A 14692-nucleotide genomic window follows, 5' to 3' on the forward strand; every position below is an offset into this window, starting at 1 on the left:
AATAAAAATGATGAAGGCCGGGCATGTCCCGGCCTTTTCTTTTGCGCGGGTGCCTGTTAGCTAGGAAGAAAGTATTTTCAGGTGAGGCGGTTGAGATGGCAGCTATGGTGAAAATTGGCATTCTTGGCGCAATGGGCCGTATGGGCCGCGCGATCGCGGCGGAGGTGATCGAGGCAGAGGGCATGGAACTTGTCGCGGTCTGCGACCGGCCCGACCATGCGCAGATTGGCAAACTCTATCCGGGCTCGGGTGCGTCGCTTGTCTCGGGTGCGGCACAGGTTTTTGCCGAGGCTGATGTGGTAATTGATTTCACCCCTCCCGGCGCGACGGCTGATCATGCAAGGCTTGCCGCTGAACACGGCAAGGGCATTGTTGTGGGCACCACGGGACTCAGCGCGGAAGACGACGCCGCCCTGAACAGCGCGGCGGAAAAGGTCACGGTTATGCAGGCGGGGAACTATTCGTTAGGGGTGAACCTGCTGATGGCGCTGGTGCGTTCCGCGGCGGAGAAACTGGGGCCTGAGTGGGACATCGACATCCTTGAAATGCACCACCGGCACAAGGTGGATGCGCCGTCGGGTACCGCGCTGATGCTGGGGGAAGCGGCGGCGGATGGCCGCGGCAGCGACCTTTCGGACCTGCGCACCCCGGCGCGTGAAGGCATCACCGGTGAGCGCGAAGAGGGTACAATTGGGTTTGCTGCCCTCAGGGGTGGCAGCGTGATTGGTGAACATGAAGTCGTGTTTGCCAGCGCCAGCGAACGGCTGGTGCTGGCGCACAAAGCGGAAAACCGCAGTCTGTTCGCCAGTGGTGCCGTGCGCGCGGCAGGGTGGCTGGCGGCGCAAAAGCCCGGGCGCTATTCAATGAAAGACGTGCTGGGCCTTTAGGCGACGGCAAAAAGAGGCAAGATTATGGAAGAAGCACTGATGGCCCTGTGGGCGGGCCTGCCGATATTTATGGTGCACTCGCTGACAAGCCTTGTGCTGCTTGGTGTTGGCATCGCGGTTTACATGCGGTTCACCCGGCATGATGAAGTAGCCCTGATCCGCGAAGGCAACGTTGCGGCAGCGCTGTCGCTTGGCGGCGCCATTGTCGGGCTTGCGCTGCCCATCGCCTTTTCGCTCGCGGCGGCGGTGTCGCTTTGGGACCTCGTGATCTGGGGCATTGTTGCGTTCGTGCTGCAGATTGTTGCTTTCCGGTTTGTTGACCTCTTTCTCAAAGACCTTTCCCGCCGGATCGAGGGTGGGGAAATGGGTGCGGCGGTGCTTCTGGTCTCCTTCAAGCTGGCCACGGCCTTCATCAACGCGGCAGCCATCGCGGGCTAGGGGACGCCAGGCATGCGACGTGGCAGGGAAATCCTCCTTTATATCGTGATCATTGTTGCGGTGATCTTCCGCTACGCGGCGGATGGCGGCGATGGCCCGCGGCGGCCCGCGCCTGACCTGCCGCGTGTGGATGAAGCCCCCATTCTGGTGCCGGATGACAGCCCGCTTCCCGGCAATGACGGCCGTGGTGTCACCGTTGAACTGGACCGCGAGGTCAAAAGCGGTGTGGGCACGGCCTTTGCCGTGGACGGTGAGGGCACATTCATTACCGCGCGCCATGTGGTTGACGGTTGCGGCAAGGTTTACCTGGTGCGTGGCCCGCGCCAGCTTGAACCGGTTGTCTCAGCCGTCAGTGAAACCAGCCGGGATTTTGCGGTGTTGCGCGCCAGGGGCCTGAAGCCCGACTATGTGTCGCTGTCGCGCACAAGCCCAAAGCGCGGAGACGACGGTTATATGATGGGCTTCCCTCAGGGCAAGGCAGCGGATGTGCGCGCCACGGTGATTGGCACCACCGAGATGCGCTCGGTCGGTCGCTACAGCATGCGGGAGCCGGTGCTGGCATGGGTGGAACGCGAACGCAGGCCCACGTTTGGCGGGTCGTTGGGCGGTATATCCGGTGGGCCGGTGTTTGACGCGGAGGGCTATGTGGTGGGCACGGTGGTCGCTGGGGCGCCGCGCCGGGGCCGGGTTTACACCACGCATCCACGCGTGTTCGCCGATGCGGGTTTCCTGCGCGACATGAACCGGGGTGATGCAGGCCATGCCCTGAGGGGCGGCGTGACCCGGGATGATTTTGACGGCAAGGGCAAGGCACTCAGGGCCGGGCGCACGATCGCGCAGGTTTACTGCGAGGCAGGCTGACGGGAAAGTGCGGCCTCAGACGGTCTCGTCAACCGGGATACGGCGGCGCCAGCGGGTAAGGGCACTCTCAAGCGCGAGGGCAAACTCCCTGCGTTCATCAGGCAGCATGAAGTGCCCGAAGGACAGCCGTTCCCCATGTGACCGGAGCGACAATTCATTTTCACCGTCATCCAGTTTCCGCAGCCTCACCTGTACCCAATAGGGTTCAAAGCGCCATGTTTGCGCGCGGCCGTTCGGGTGCACGCGGGTGACCAGCAAATCCCGGTCTGTCAGTTGCACGGTCTCGAAACGCTGGGCCGCCCGGTAATTAAAATGAAACGCCAGCCACAGCGCCACAAGGTCGATGCCGACAAAAATAACCACCGGCCATGCGCCAATCATGATGAAGCGGATGGCGGCAAACAGGCAAAAGGCGGCAAGGATCATAATCATACGATTAAAGTTTTTACGCTTGAGCGAGCGGTGGACATAAAGCGTGGCGTTAAAATGCAGGCGCCGGGCTTTTGGCGCCTCGTCCAGCGATGCGCAATCCTCAACCGTATCCGTGTTGTGCGTCTTTGTTGCCATTGGCACAGTTTATCAGGAACGCAGGCTTTCGCCGCGTAACAGTTTCGGGAGCTCGCCAACAGTACCGCGCGCGTGGCTCATGAAAAAATTCTTGAGCGGGGTTACCTCGTTTACGGCAGCCATGCCAAGGTCACGCGCCAGCTTGACCGGGCCAATATCGTTGGAGAACAGGCGGTTGAAGCCATCGGTAATGGCATAAACGCTGGCGTTATCGGTAGTGCGCCACTGGCCGTAGCGATCAAGCACGCTGCGCGCCCCGATATCAAGCCCGACCTTGCGGGCTTCCACCAGCACATCGAGAAGCGCAGCCACATCCTTGAGGCCAAGATTGAGCCCCTGGCCCGAGATGGGGTGGATGCCGTGCGCGGCATCGCCCACCAGCGCCAGCCGGTCAGCCACATATTCCTGTGTATATTGCAGGCTCAGGGGATAGGCCCAGCGGCCACCGATGACCTTCACGTCACCCAGGAAATCCCCGATGCGGCGGCGCACTTCGCTTTCGAACGCACGGTCGCTCAGGGCCATGATGGTGTCTGTCAGGTGGCTTTTTTCCGTCCACACCAGCGATGAGCGGTTGCCGGTCAGGGGCAGGATGGCAAAAGGGCCGGAGGGCAGGAAACGCTCATGCGCGATGCCGCAGTGGCTGAATTCATGGCTGACAGAACACACGATGCCGTGCTGCTTGTAGTCGATGCGGCTGGTGGCTAGGTCGGCATGCTTGCGTACCACTGAATTGCGGCCATCAACCCCCAAAATCAGGCTGGAGCGGATAACCTGTCCACTTTCAAGCGTGACGGTTGCCTCGGCCGCGCTACGGTCAAGCGTGGCGACTTTTTCGGGCAGGTAAAGTGCAATACCTTCCATTTCCTCGATACGGGCGAACAGAGCAAGGCGGGTGTGGCGGTTCTCGACCATATGGCCCAGCGGGCCATCGCCCAGGGTTTCATTGTCAAAATGCAGATGCAGCAGCGACGGGCCGTCCGACACCCTGATCTCCAGGATCGGCTGGGCATAGGGTTCCATGTGCGGCCAGATGCCCAGCGCCTCAAAAAGCTGGCAGGAGGCATAGGCAAGCGCGCTGGCGCGGCCGTCATAGCTGGCCGCCGTCAGGTCGCGCACAGGCACCATGTCGATCACGGCGACCGAAAAACCGTGCTCCGCAAGGCCGATGGCTGCCGTCAGGCCGGCAAGGCCGCCGCCCACAATCGTCACGTCGTACCGCACATCGGGTGCTGGTTTTTTGCTCGCCATACGCCTGTCTCCTTGAGACATCATGTAGGCGCGGCAGGGGTAAAAAGTAAAGGGACCTGATGCCGCACAGGCCAAAAAGCCGAGCCCGGGGTGGGGCAAAAACGCTGCCATGAAATCGCCGCTCTTGTCCTAGACCCTTGTCACGCAGTAGAGTGCAGCGAACAGGACAAGAACATTGCCCTGGCCGCTATCTTTTTGGGGTGTGCCGGGCAGTTTGGGTAAAGCCCGAGGGAGCAGAAGATCAGTGTCGTCACGCAGGCAATCGGCCACGGGGGCAAAACCGACAAAATCAGCAAAAGACACGGCACCCTTGTTGCCGCCGGCTTTTGTGGTCTTTCTCAAAAGCACGGCATGGCGGTTTCTCGGCCTTGCGCTGATCGCCTTTGCTGTCAACCTTGTGCTGGCACTTGCCTCCTATAACCCGGCTGATCCCACGATCAATAACGAAGCCGCGCGCGACGCCACCAACTGGCTGGGCGCCTATGGTGCCAATGTCGCCGATGTGCTGATGCAGACCCTGGCGCTGGCGTCTTATCTGCTGCCGGTGCCCATTGCCCTATGGGGCATCAAGCTTCTCAGCCTTCGCTGGCTGCCCCATTTCTGGCTTAACCTCACCTTTGTGCCTGTCAGCCTGATCCTGGTTGCGATTGCGCTCAGCGTGATGGCGCCTGCGCCTGATTTTGTGGTGCAGGCGGGTTATGGCGGCGCGCTTGGCCAGCGGCTGTACCTGCTGCTTAATGAGCTTTTTTCCGGCGTGGCGGTGCCAAATTATGTTTATGGCATCGTGTTCGCGCTTATTGGCCTCCCTGCCTATGCTTTCACCCTCGCTTTCACGCGTGAGGAATGGCAGCGCATTGGCCGCGGTATCCTTTGGGGTATAACGAACTTCACCACCGGTGTGATGTGGCTTCTGCGCAAGACCGGTGCCGGTGTGGTGGCAACCTTTGCGGCCATCTTTCGCCGGGCGGATGCGAGCGAAGACTATATCGGTGACGACGAACCACCGTTTGACGTGGATAGCGCCCGCGAGCCCATGGCACCACGCAAGCCCAAGGTTAAAAAACCGGCGCCCGAGAAACGCGTGAAACCGCAGGCTAAACCGACGCGGGGCAAGCGCGAGACCAAGGAAGCACAAACTGTGCTTGACTTTGGCGACGCGGGCGGCTTTGGCCTACCAGCGCTGGAGCTGCTGGCCCCGCCACCACCGCCGGAGAAACTGGGCCGCATCAGCGAGGAATCGCTCGAACAAAACGCCCGCATGCTCGAAGGTGTGCTGGACGACTTTGGGGTGCAGGGGGATATCAACGACGTGCGCCCTGGCCCGGTGGTCACGCTTTACGAACTTGAACCCGCCCGCGGCACCAAATCGGCCAGGGTGATCGGTCTTGCAGACGATATCGCGCGGTCGATGAGTGCTATCTCCGCGCGGGTGGCGGTGGTGCCGGGTCGCAACGCCATCGGGATTGAGCTGCCGAACAGCGACCGGCAGACCGTGTTCCTGCGCGAACTGCTGGCCAGCAAGGATTATGAGGGCACCAAGGCGCGCCTGCCGGTGGTGCTGGGCAAGGATATTGGCGGTGCGCCGGTGGTGGCTGATCTGGCGTCGATGCCGCACCTGCTGGTCGCGGGTACCACGGGCTCCGGCAAGTCGGTGGGTATCAACACCATGATCCTGTCGCTTCTCTATCGCCACAGCCCCGAGACACTCAGGCTGATCATGGTGGACCCCAAGATGCTGGAACTGTCGGTGTATGACGGCATCCCGCATCTTTTGACCCCTGTAGTAACGGAACCCAAAAAGGCGGTGGTCGCGCTCAAATGGGCGGTGCGCGAAATGGAAGAGCGCTACCGCAATATGTCCAAGCTTGGGGTACGTAACCTGGCGGCGTTCAACAAACGCATCCATGAGGCGCGGGTAAAGGGTGAACGCCTGTCGCGCGAAGTGCAAACCGGCTTCGACAAGGAAACCGGTCAGCCGGTGATGGAACAGCAGGAGTTTGACTTCCAGCCGCTGCCATTCATTGTCATCGTGATTGATGAGATGGCCGACTTGATGCTGGTGGCGGGCAAGGACGTGGAGGCGACCGTACAGCGCCTGGCACAGATGGCGCGGGCGGCGGGCATTCACCTTGTCATGGCAACCCAGCGCCCCAGCGTGGATGTGATCACCGGCACCATCAAGGCGAACTTTCCCACGCGCATCAGCTTTCAGGTCACGAGCAAGATCGACAGCCGCACCATTTTGGGTGAACAGGGTGCGGAGCAGCTTCTGGGCATGGGGGACATGCTCTTTATGGCCGGGGGTGGCCGCATCACCCGCGTGCATGGGGCCTTTGTCTCCGACAATGAGGTCGAGAAAGTCGTTACTCATCTGCAAAAGCAGGGCGCGCCGGAATATCTCTCGGAAGTGACGGAAGAACCTGAAGAAGGTTTTGACAGCCCGTTCATCCCCGGTCCATCTGGGGGAGGCGATGATAACAGCCTCTATGACCAGGCGGTGAATATCGTGCTGCGTGACCGGAGAGCGTCGACAAGTTATATCCAGCGCCGCCTCAAGATCGGGTACAACAAGGCCGCCTCGCTGATTGAGGAAATGGAAGATCAGGGTGTGATCAGCGCACCAAACCACAAGGGCCAGCGCGAAGTGCTGGTGCCTGAACGAGAGGAAGACTTCTAGCGCGAAGAAGTCTTCAAGCGCGGAAGAAATTTATAGAGAGGGCACATGCCCTCCAGCGAAGGATAGGTTGATGCGGTTTCGCATGATGTTTTCAGTATTGCTCGCGTTTGCCGCTCCGGTAGCGGTGGCGCCGATTGCTGTCACGGCTCAAGAAGGTGAAGCGCCCCTGCCACCGGTCGAGGAAAAGGTATTGCCCGGCAACAATAACCTGCGCGCGCTTGGCCAGATTCAGGATTATATGAAGGCGGTCACCAGCCTGAAGGCGAGCTTTCGCCAGCATGCGCCAAACGGCACAGTGGCTCAGGGTACGCTGTACCTGGAACGCCCTGGCTATATACGGTTTGACTATACCGACGAGACCCCTTTTCTGGTGGTGGCGGACGGCAAGACGCTCAATTTTGTCGATTATGAAATTGGTCAGGTCAGCAAATGGCCGGTCAAGGATACGCCGCTCAGGGCGCTTCTTGGCAACTCGGTGGACCTTGCAGCCCTTGGTGCGCATATCGAGCTGGACCCAGCGGGTGCCACCGGCGTTATCGCGCTGACGGCACAGGACAACGACCGGCCCGAACTGGGGACCATCACGCTCTATTTCCGTCAGAAGGACGAGACCAAAGGCGGGCTTCAGCTCAATTCATGGGCGGTGGTGGACGCCGAAGACCGCGTCACCTATGTGGAGCTGTCGAACCAGCAGGTGAACATCAAGCTGGATGATAAGCTGTGGGAATTTGAAGACCCGCGCGGGCTATCGAAACGCCGCCGCCCGCGCTAAGGCCCGAAGCGCTATCACCAAAGCAGCCAGATGACGTATTTCCGCTTGCGCCAGGCCTGCGCGCGGGCTAGGCCTTTTGCCATGGTTTCACCCCAGCAAGGCACTTAGGGCATATGAGTATCGAAGACGAAGATATCTCCGAACTGTTTGAAGAATCCCCGGGGCTGAGGGCTGTCGCTCCTTTTCTGAAGCTTGCGACAAATGTGCACTGGTTCAGGACGCTGGGTGAAGACCCGGACCGCCGCACGGTGGATATCGCCCGCGCATACGCCGACGCGCTCGGCTTCCCCGAAGCGGACCCCGCTTTCCTCGCGGACTGGGAAGAAGCGGCGGACGCCGCCGAGAATACCGAGATCAACAGCCCGGCCTGGGAAGCGGAAGAGCAACTGCGCGCCGCGCTCACGGATGACGCGCTTGATGTCTTGGATGAGCAGACGCTTGAGATGGTCATGACCCATGTGGCGACCGAAACATCCGAAGCGATTGAGCAGGCAGCGATGGAAGCGGCGCAGGAGCTCAGGATTGTTGATGAAGAATTTGTGCGCGCGGTCTCAGGTGCAGCCGTTCAGGCCGTGTATCAGGCCACGCTCGCGGCCATCACTGGTGCGGAAGAGGACCATCCGTTTGTGCTCCGGTTCCAGCTTTTCGAAAAAGGCCGCTGGCCCATCGGCGTCATTGGCAATAGTTTTCTTATATTCTAACAAGCGCCCAGCCTTATAGGGCGCCCACTCAGGCGAGGGACAGCAGCATGCGCATTATCACGTGGAACATCAATTCGGTCCGGGCACGGCTTGATATCGTGCGCCAGCTTGTTGAGGAATATAACCCTGACATTTTGTGCCTGCAGGAAATCAAGGTGCATACCGACATGTTCCCGCGTGGCTTTTTTGAAGAGCTCGGCATGCCGCACCTGGCCATCCACGGCCAGAAAGGCCACCACGGCGTGGCGACCGTCGCCAAGGCCCCCTTTGAGGACAGCTTCCATATCGACTGGTGCGCCATGGGCGACGCGCGCCACATCGCCGTCAAGCTCAAGGACGGGCCGACCCTCCATAACTTCTATGTGCCAGCGGGCGGCGATGAGCCGGACCCCCTGATCAATGACAAGTTCGCCCACAAGCTGAAGTTCGTGGAGGAGATGACCGCATGGTCAAAAGAGCTGAAGGAACCCAGCATTGTGGTGGGTGACCTCAACATCGCGCCGCACCCTGACGACGTGTGGGACCACAAGAAACTTCTGAAGGTCGTCTCGCACACCCCGATCGAGACCGACGGCATGCTGGCGATGATTGAGGCCCATGGCTGGGTCGATGTGATGCGCGAATTTACCCCGCTGCCGGAAAAGCTTTATAGCTGGTGGTCCTACCGGGCGCGGGACTGGTCCGCCGCTGACAAGGGCCGCAGGCTTGACCATGTGTGGGTCAGCCCAAGCCTGAAAGAAACGCCCGTGCATATGGAAGTGCTGCGCGGCGCGCGGGGCTGGGAGAAGCCAAGCGACCACGCGCCGGTGCTGGTGGACTTCAAATTCTAAGTGGAAGGTAGCAAAGCCATGACGGGTGATTACCAGATTGAGGCAATGACCCGCGAAGACGTGGCAACCGCGATCGCATGGGCGGCGCGCGAGGGCTGGAACCCCGGCCTTGCGGACGCCGCCTGCTTCTATCAGGCCGCCCCGACCGGTTTTTTCAAAGGTGTGCTGAGTGGGCAGACCGTCGCGACCGGCAGTGCCGTTTGTTACGATGATAGCTACGCCTTCTGCGGGCTTTATATCGTTGCACCTGAGCATCGCGGCAGAGGCTATGGCCTCGCGCTCACCCGTGCGCGCCTTGCCTATTGCGGCAACCGCAACGTGGGCATCGACGGCGTGCTTGAGAATGTCAAAATCTATGAGCGCATCGGTTATGAAGCCTTCTATGAGAACTGCCGCTTCCATGGTGAAGCCAAGGCAATATCTGCATTAGCGCCTGAAGTCGTGGACCTTGGTGCCGCGAGCCTCGGCACCATTCGCGCCTATGACCGCCAGTGTTTCCCCGCCCACCGCGACAGTTTCCTGAACGCATGGCTTGGCCAACAGGAAGCGCGTTCAGTCGCTTATGTGGAAGACGGCGTGGTGAAGGGCTATGCCGTTCGCCGTAAGTGCTTTGAGGGCTTTAAGGTTGGCCCGCTGTTCGCAGATGATGCGGAGGTTGCGGGGGCGCTGTTTGATGCCCTGCAGGCGGACATCAAAGGCGCGCTCATCATCCTCGACACGCCGGAGAAAAACCCCGCGGCAGTCAGCCTCGCCAACCGTTACGGTATGGAAAAAGTCTTCGCCACCGCCCGCATGTACCAGAAGGGCATGCCAAACATCGCCAACCACAAGATATTCGGCATCACCTCGTTCGAGCTGGGCTAGACCCAACTCTCTTCGTCACCTGCAGGCGAATGACGATGCTGGGGTTAAGCTCCCAGCCCTTGCAGGCTGTAGCCGCCGGGTTCGGTGATCAGGATGCGCGCGAGGTTGGGCTGCGGTTCGATCTTCTGGCGCAGGCGATATACATGGGTCTCCAAGGTGTGGGTGGTGACGCCCGAGTTATAGCCCCACACTTCCGTCAACAGTTCCTCGCGGCCCACAGGTTTGCCGTTCGCGCGGTAGAGATACTTGAGGATGGCGGTTTCTTTCTCGGTCAGGCGTACCTTCTTGCCGTTTTCCTTTTCCTCTAGGATCTTGCCGGAGGGGCGGAACTGGTAGGGGCCGATGTCGAAAGTGGCGTCTTCGCTTTGTTCATACTGGCGGAAATGCGCACGGATGCGCGCGAGCAGTACGGTGAAGCTGAACGGCTTGGTGACATAGTCATTGGCGCCGGCGTCAAGGCCCAGCACCGTATCGGCGTCCGAGACATTGCCGGTCAGCATCAGGATCGGCACCGAGATGCCTTGTTTGCGGATGCGTTTACAGAGCTCACGGCCATCCATGTCCGGCAGGCCCACATCAAGGATGATCATATCAACCTGATTGTCCTTGAGGAAGGAGAGCGTGTCGGCCGCGGTGCCCTGCTCGACGGTTGAGAACTCGTCACACAGCGCCAGTTGGTCTGCCAGACCTTCGCGCAGGTCCACGTCATCATCAACAAGCAGCAGTTTCCTCACAGCCATGTAGTGTCTCCGGTCGTCAAAAATTATTTTCCTAGTATGCTTTACTCCGCCCTATATAAGAAGTGGAAAGCTAATCTGCCATCACACACGCTCACATTTGATTGATCATGGTGTGTTGGGCTTGCGCACACCAACGCAATTCTAGTGCTGACATTGCGGTATTTTCCCCTATATGAGGGTGCATGACAAAGACGGATATGGAACTTCTTTCGCTAGAACGCGCCGCCGATGACCTGCGCCGCGGTTATGTGGCCGTGGTGGCAGACGGCACTGACCGCGCGCTTGCGCTTATCCCGGCTGAACTGGCGAACACACCGTCGCTTGCGCGGTTCGATGCCATCACGGACGCTTCCTTTATCCTCCTTACCAATAACCGCGCCGCCAGCCTCAAGGTGCCGGGCGAAGACTGGCCGGTGGTGCGCCTTCACCGGCCTTCGTGGATGAAGGCCGAGGATATCGTCGCGCTGGCGGACCCTACACTTGACCTTGCGACGCCCCTGAAGGGACCGTTCAAACGTATGAACCACCGCGACGAGGCGGTGGACCGCGCGGCGGTCAAGCTGGTGAAATGGGCGCGGCTATTGCCTGCTGTGGTGGCGGCAGAGGTGCCCGCGACTTTCGCAGCACAGTATGGTTTCCTCAAGGTGCCCGCGGACCACATACTTGACGCAGACTTCACCCAGGCCGCGAAGCTCCGGCAGGTGGCCTCGGCCCGTGTGCCGCTCGCGGGGGCGGAGAACACACGTCTTGTCTCCTTCCGGCCGCTGGTGGGAGGGGTGGAGCATATCGCCATCGTTATTGGTGAACCGAACCGGCATGACCCGGTGCTGATGCGCATCCACAGCGAATGTTTCACCGGTGACCTCTTGGGCTCGCTCAAGTGTGATTGCGGTGAGCAACTCCGGGGGGCTATCAAGGCCATCGGCGACGCGGGTGGTGGTGTGCTGCTGTACCTTGCGCAGGAAGGTCGGGGCATCGGGCTTATCTCCAAATTGAAGGCCTATGCGCTGCAGGATCAGGGCTATGACACTGTGGACGCCAACACCCGCCTCGGGTTTGATGTGGATGAGCGCGTGTTTGCGCCTGCGGCCGAGATGCTGAAGGCGCTGGGTTTTGACGCGGTGCGCCTGATGACCAACAACCCCGATAAAGTCACGGGGCTGGAACGGTTCGGCATCACGGTGGCTGAACGTGTGGCGCACAAATTCCCCACCAACCCGCATAATGAGAATTACCTCGCCACCAAAAAGGCCCGCACCGGGCACCTGCTCTAAGCCATGGCGGTCTGGACGGTCAGCGCGGATGCGGATGACGGTCGTCGTGGGCGGCTCACCGGCCCGGTGTTTGGTGCGCCCTGTGCGCTTGGCCGCGGCGGCATGGTCCCGGCGGACAGCAAACGTGAGGGGGACGGCGCCAGCCCCATGGGCAGCTATGCCCTCAGGCGGGTCTATTTCCGTCCTGACAAGGTTGAGCAGCCGCTGACCGCTTTGCCGTGCGAGATTTTGCGCCCTGAATACGGCTGGTGCGACGATGCGGAAAGCCCGCACTATAACCGCCTTGTGCGCCTGCCCTTCGGGCCGAGCCACGAGAAGATGTGGCGGGACGATGATGTCTATGACGTGGTGGTGGTTATCGGCCACAATGACGCTCCGGTGGTGCCGGGCCTTGGCAGCGCCATTTTCATGCATGTGGCGCGCGGCGGCTTCACTCCTACGGAAGGCTGCGTCGCGCTCACTCTCGATGACCTCACCCGCTTCCTCAGGCAGGTCGGGCCGGAGGATACCCTCAAGATCGGCTAAATCCCCTTTGGTGTTTTACCGCCAGTTTGACATTTGTTACCGCTCACGGTTGGCAATCTCGCCTGCGTTGCATATATTCAAACATGGCTTTAATGGGGGATGGTGGTGATGGACAACAGAGGTGCATCTTTTTTGGCGTTGACCACATTGCTGACGCAGCTCCGCAGTGATGCCGGCTGGAAGAGCCGTAAGGTAGTACCTGTGGTGATTGCCGTTCTAGGCTTGACGTCTGATTTCCTTACTCCATGGTATGATCTGTTGTCATGGTTGATGCCTGCCGCCGCCCTGCTCGCGCTCGCTGGTTTCTGGCTTTGGCGCCGAGCGCATATTCAGGGGCAGCCAGCCCAGCGCGCAGCGAGTACGGCGCTTTATGGCTTGATGAGCGTAGTTATCCTGCTGCCGATTTCCACCATCAATGCCCTGGCGGGTGGGCAAACCGGAGTGATGGCGCAGGTTGTACCCCCACTTGAAAAACTGCAGGCTGCGGTGAATGTGCGGCTGGATCGGGTCGAACGCGCGCTTGATGTGCTCACCGGCGCGGTCGAGGACCAGACTGGTGCGGTTGAGAATGTGCAACAAACCATGGAAAGGTCTTACGCCGTTGAAGTGCTGGACCGTGCAATGGCTGCCCGCAATGGGTCTAATCAGGGGCAGGTTGAGGCAATCGAATCCCTGCTTGGTTATGGTTACGATTTTGTTGAAATGGATCTCAGTGGCATTTCGTTCCGTGGGGCCAAGCTCGATGGCGGTGATTTTTCAGGCGGGCGCAAGGTCTTTCTAAATCTTGATGAGGCCAGCCTGCGCAACAGTGTGCTTGACCGGACCGATTTCGCGTTAACAACTGCGCGCCGCGCGGACTTCACCGGCGCGGCAATGGAAAAGGTAGAGGCGGCTTTTTTTGATGGTCACCGCGCGCTGTTCGCCGGGGCCCGCCTTAAACAGGCCAACTTTTATGGCGCGGACCTGAGCGGCGCGGACTTTTCCGGCGCTGACCTAAGCGGTGCTTCCCTCGCCTTTGCTGATCTCTCCGGTGCTGACCTGCGCGGTGCCGACCTGCGCGGGGCGTATTTGACCGGTGCCATACTGCTTGGGGCAAACCTTTCCGATGCGATGTTTGGCGCCACCAATATGCTGGCGGTTGTCGCAGAGCAGGAGATATTTGGCGATGGCCAGCGCGCAGGTTTCTGCCGCCATCCGATTGCTGACCGGCGCTTTTCTGTCAGTTTTGTCGAAGAACGATCCGGGCCGCCTTACAAAGGGGGCAGCCGGTACGATAATTTTCTTGAGAGTTGGCAGAATGAAGACAATTCATATGGCTTCATTATGAGTGAGGTGCTGGCGGATAAAAGCCTGCCGCCCTGTACGACGCCGGACGACGCGGCACCTGGCTTTCAGGCGGACTACCCCCTTAATCTCAGACTTCAATTCGAAGAACCATTCCTGCAAATCGGCCGTCGATCCAAAAAGGCGTACGATCATTTTATCGGCGTGGTAAAAGCGCGGCAGGCCGCCTATGAAGCGGGGCCTCTGGTTCGCGGTACGGGAGCGTACCGGGACGCATGGTTGAATAGCATGCAAGCGGTTGCCGACGACCTCGGGACAGTTGACACGCCGATCTATTTGGGTTCCGACACTATGATGCTGCTTCTTATGGCTGACGGTGTCCTGAGCTCCGACAACATCAATTGGGGCCGCGCAGCCCAGGCCCGTTTCTGGATTGAGGAAAATAAGAAAACGGAAACTTTTGCTGTGACGGGATGGCCACGGTTTTTCCCCGGTGACGCCGCCTTCGATGATTTGCCAAAGGAAGCAATCAACATCTTCCGGCGCTGGAGCGAGCGGCGGGCGGCTACCCTGGGTACAGAATTTGTAATTCGTCCCGGCACCAAGCTCAGAACCGACGCGCAAGACCATCAGGTGTTGTTGATGTCTGGCAGCATCGCCAGCGTATCCTCCCAAAGTTGGTCGAGTAGGGTTTCATACGCACTCAGCAGTATTGGCGCAGACACAAAATCCAGTCTGATTGCACCCTCCCCGCGCGGGGCATTTGATTTCAGCAATATCATTATGGTGTTTGAAAACCCTGTCAGGGAGATGGGAGTGCGGTTGCCTGCGACCCTTAATCTTTCCGCCCCGCCTTCGGGTACCGAGGTGACGCTTGTGGTCACCGGAATCGAACGGCTGCCAACAAAAAGCAAGCGCGACATAATTGTCAGGGTGCGTCCGGTAGAGTTTCGCATTCGCAGCACGGACGGGTCTATTGCCTTCAGGGCACCGCTTTCAGTATTCCCCGGCCTGTGATGAG

14 protein-coding genes are annotated in these 14692 nt (G+C 59.9%); 11 read left to right on the forward strand and 3 right to left on the reverse strand.

Features of this window, described 5'->3' with window-relative positions; translation table 11 throughout:
- The first annotated feature begins 104 nt into the window (after positions 1–104).
- The 3 genes from dapB to OEU85_RS15510 are packed head-to-tail and all read left to right on the forward strand — an operon-like array spanning position 105 to position 2186.
- Positions 105–887 carry a 4-hydroxy-tetrahydrodipicolinate reductase gene (dapB, locus tag OEU85_RS15500; RefSeq protein ID WP_394805439.1) on the forward strand — a complete coding sequence of 261 codons (783 nt, stop codon included), beginning with the start codon at positions 105–107 and terminating at the stop codon, positions 885–887.
- 24 nt (positions 888–911) lie between these two features.
- Complete coding sequence (locus OEU85_RS15505) at positions 912–1325, forward strand: DUF350 domain-containing protein (RefSeq protein ID WP_262692422.1); 414 nt, start codon at positions 912–914, stop codon at positions 1323–1325.
- A gap of 12 nt (positions 1326–1337) precedes the next feature.
- Positions 1338–2186, forward strand: coding sequence for a S1 family peptidase (locus tag OEU85_RS15510; protein WP_262692423.1), 849 nt, complete (start codon positions 1338–1340; stop codon positions 2184–2186).
- Positions 2187–2201: 15 nt separating this feature from the next.
- On the opposite strand, the gene OEU85_RS15515 is transcribed toward OEU85_RS15510, so the two are convergent.
- On the reverse strand, positions 2202–2753 hold the full coding sequence (locus OEU85_RS15515; protein WP_262692425.1) for a DUF2244 domain-containing protein: 552 nt from the start codon (positions 2751–2753) through the stop codon (positions 2202–2204).
- A gap of 12 nt (positions 2754–2765) precedes the next feature.
- A complete protein-coding gene (locus OEU85_RS15520; protein WP_262692426.1) occupies positions 2766–4004 on the reverse strand; it encodes a UbiH/UbiF/VisC/COQ6 family ubiquinone biosynthesis hydroxylase in 1239 nt (412 codons plus the stop codon).
- A gap of 244 nt (positions 4005–4248) precedes the next feature.
- Between OEU85_RS15520 and OEU85_RS15525 the strand changes: the two genes are divergently transcribed.
- The 5 genes from OEU85_RS15525 (at position 4249) to OEU85_RS15545 (ending at position 9848) form a co-directional block, all read left to right on the forward strand.
- Positions 4249–6681 carry a DNA translocase FtsK gene (locus OEU85_RS15525; protein WP_262692427.1) on the forward strand — a complete coding sequence of 811 codons (2433 nt, stop codon included), beginning with the start codon at positions 4249–4251 and terminating at the stop codon, positions 6679–6681.
- A 70-nt stretch (positions 6682–6751) separates the two neighbouring features.
- The gene (locus OEU85_RS15530; RefSeq protein ID WP_262692428.1) at positions 6752–7453 is read left to right on the forward strand and encodes a LolA family protein; all 702 of its coding nucleotides are present in this window, start codon (positions 6752–6754) and stop codon (positions 7451–7453) included.
- Between the two features lie 113 nt (positions 7454–7566).
- On the forward strand, positions 7567–8154 hold the full coding sequence (locus OEU85_RS15535) for a hypothetical protein (RefSeq protein ID WP_262692429.1): 588 nt from the start codon (positions 7567–7569) through the stop codon (positions 8152–8154).
- A 47-nt stretch (positions 8155–8201) separates the two neighbouring features.
- Positions 8202–8984 carry an exodeoxyribonuclease III gene (gene xth / locus OEU85_RS15540; RefSeq protein ID WP_262692430.1) on the forward strand — a complete coding sequence of 261 codons (783 nt, stop codon included), beginning with the start codon at positions 8202–8204 and terminating at the stop codon, positions 8982–8984.
- An 18-nt stretch (positions 8985–9002) separates the two neighbouring features.
- Entirely contained in the window at positions 9003–9848 is an 846-nt protein-coding gene (locus OEU85_RS15545; RefSeq protein ID WP_262692431.1) for a GNAT family N-acetyltransferase, read from the forward strand.
- 44 nt (positions 9849–9892) lie between these two features.
- Here the strand turns inward: OEU85_RS15545 and OEU85_RS15550 are convergent, their stop codons facing one another.
- A complete protein-coding gene (locus tag OEU85_RS15550; RefSeq protein ID WP_262692432.1) occupies positions 9893–10588 on the reverse strand; it encodes a response regulator transcription factor in 696 nt (231 codons plus the stop codon).
- 182 nt (positions 10589–10770) lie between these two features.
- On the opposite strand from OEU85_RS15550, the gene ribA reads away from it, so the two are divergent.
- The 3 genes from ribA to OEU85_RS15565 all read left to right on the forward strand — a co-directional run bounded on the left by ribA (position 10771) and on the right by OEU85_RS15565 (position 14688).
- Positions 10771–11862 carry a GTP cyclohydrolase II gene (ribA, locus tag OEU85_RS15555; RefSeq protein WP_262692433.1) on the forward strand — a complete coding sequence of 364 codons (1092 nt, stop codon included), beginning with the start codon at positions 10771–10773 and terminating at the stop codon, positions 11860–11862.
- Positions 11863–11865: 3 nt separating this feature from the next.
- Positions 11866–12387: a L,D-transpeptidase family protein gene (locus OEU85_RS15560; protein ID WP_262692435.1), complete on the forward strand. Its 522-nt coding sequence runs from the start codon at positions 11866–11868 to the stop codon at positions 12385–12387.
- 108 nt (positions 12388–12495) lie between these two features.
- On the forward strand, positions 12496–14688 hold the full coding sequence (locus OEU85_RS15565; RefSeq protein WP_262693030.1) for a pentapeptide repeat-containing protein: 2193 nt from the start codon (positions 12496–12498) through the stop codon (positions 14686–14688).
- Positions 14689–14692: the final 4 nt, after the last annotated feature.

The sequence above is a fragment of the Kordiimonas aestuarii genome (genome assembly GCF_025574465.1).
GTDB lineage: Bacteria > Pseudomonadota > Alphaproteobacteria > Sphingomonadales > Kordiimonadaceae > Kordiimonas > Kordiimonas aestuarii.

Bases quoted from the DNA above. Each gene is read 5' to 3' on its own strand.
- dapB (WP_394805439.1), top strand. From the start codon at position 105: ATGGTGAAAATTGGCATTCTTGGCGCAATGGGCCGTATGGGCCGCGCG.
- OEU85_RS15505 (WP_262692422.1), top strand. From the start codon at position 912: ATGGAAGAAGCACTGATGGCCCTGTGGGCGGGCCTGCCGATATTTATG.
- OEU85_RS15510 (WP_262692423.1), top strand. From the start codon at position 1,338: ATGCGACGTGGCAGGGAAATCCTCCTTTATATCGTGATCATTGTTGCG.
- OEU85_RS15515 (WP_262692425.1), bottom strand. From the start codon at position 2,753: ATGGCAACAAAGACGCACAACACGGATACGGTTGAGGATTGCGCATCG.
- OEU85_RS15520 (WP_262692426.1), bottom strand. From the start codon at position 4,004: ATGGCGAGCAAAAAACCAGCACCCGATGTGCGGTACGACGTGACGATT.
- OEU85_RS15530 (WP_262692428.1), top strand. From the start codon at position 6,752: ATGCGGTTTCGCATGATGTTTTCAGTATTGCTCGCGTTTGCCGCTCCG.
- OEU85_RS15535 (WP_262692429.1), top strand. From the start codon at position 7,567: ATGAGTATCGAAGACGAAGATATCTCCGAACTGTTTGAAGAATCCCCG.
- xth (WP_262692430.1), top strand. From the start codon at position 8,202: ATGCGCATTATCACGTGGAACATCAATTCGGTCCGGGCACGGCTTGAT.
- OEU85_RS15545 (WP_262692431.1), top strand. From the start codon at position 9,003: ATGACGGGTGATTACCAGATTGAGGCAATGACCCGCGAAGACGTGGCA.
- OEU85_RS15550 (WP_262692432.1), bottom strand. From the start codon at position 10,588: ATGGCTGTGAGGAAACTGCTGCTTGTTGATGATGACGTGGACCTGCGC.
- ribA (WP_262692433.1), top strand. From the start codon at position 10,771: ATGACAAAGACGGATATGGAACTTCTTTCGCTAGAACGCGCCGCCGAT.
- OEU85_RS15560 (WP_262692435.1), top strand. From the start codon at position 11,866: ATGGCGGTCTGGACGGTCAGCGCGGATGCGGATGACGGTCGTCGTGGG.
- OEU85_RS15565 (WP_262693030.1), top strand. From the start codon at position 12,496: ATGGACAACAGAGGTGCATCTTTTTTGGCGTTGACCACATTGCTGACG.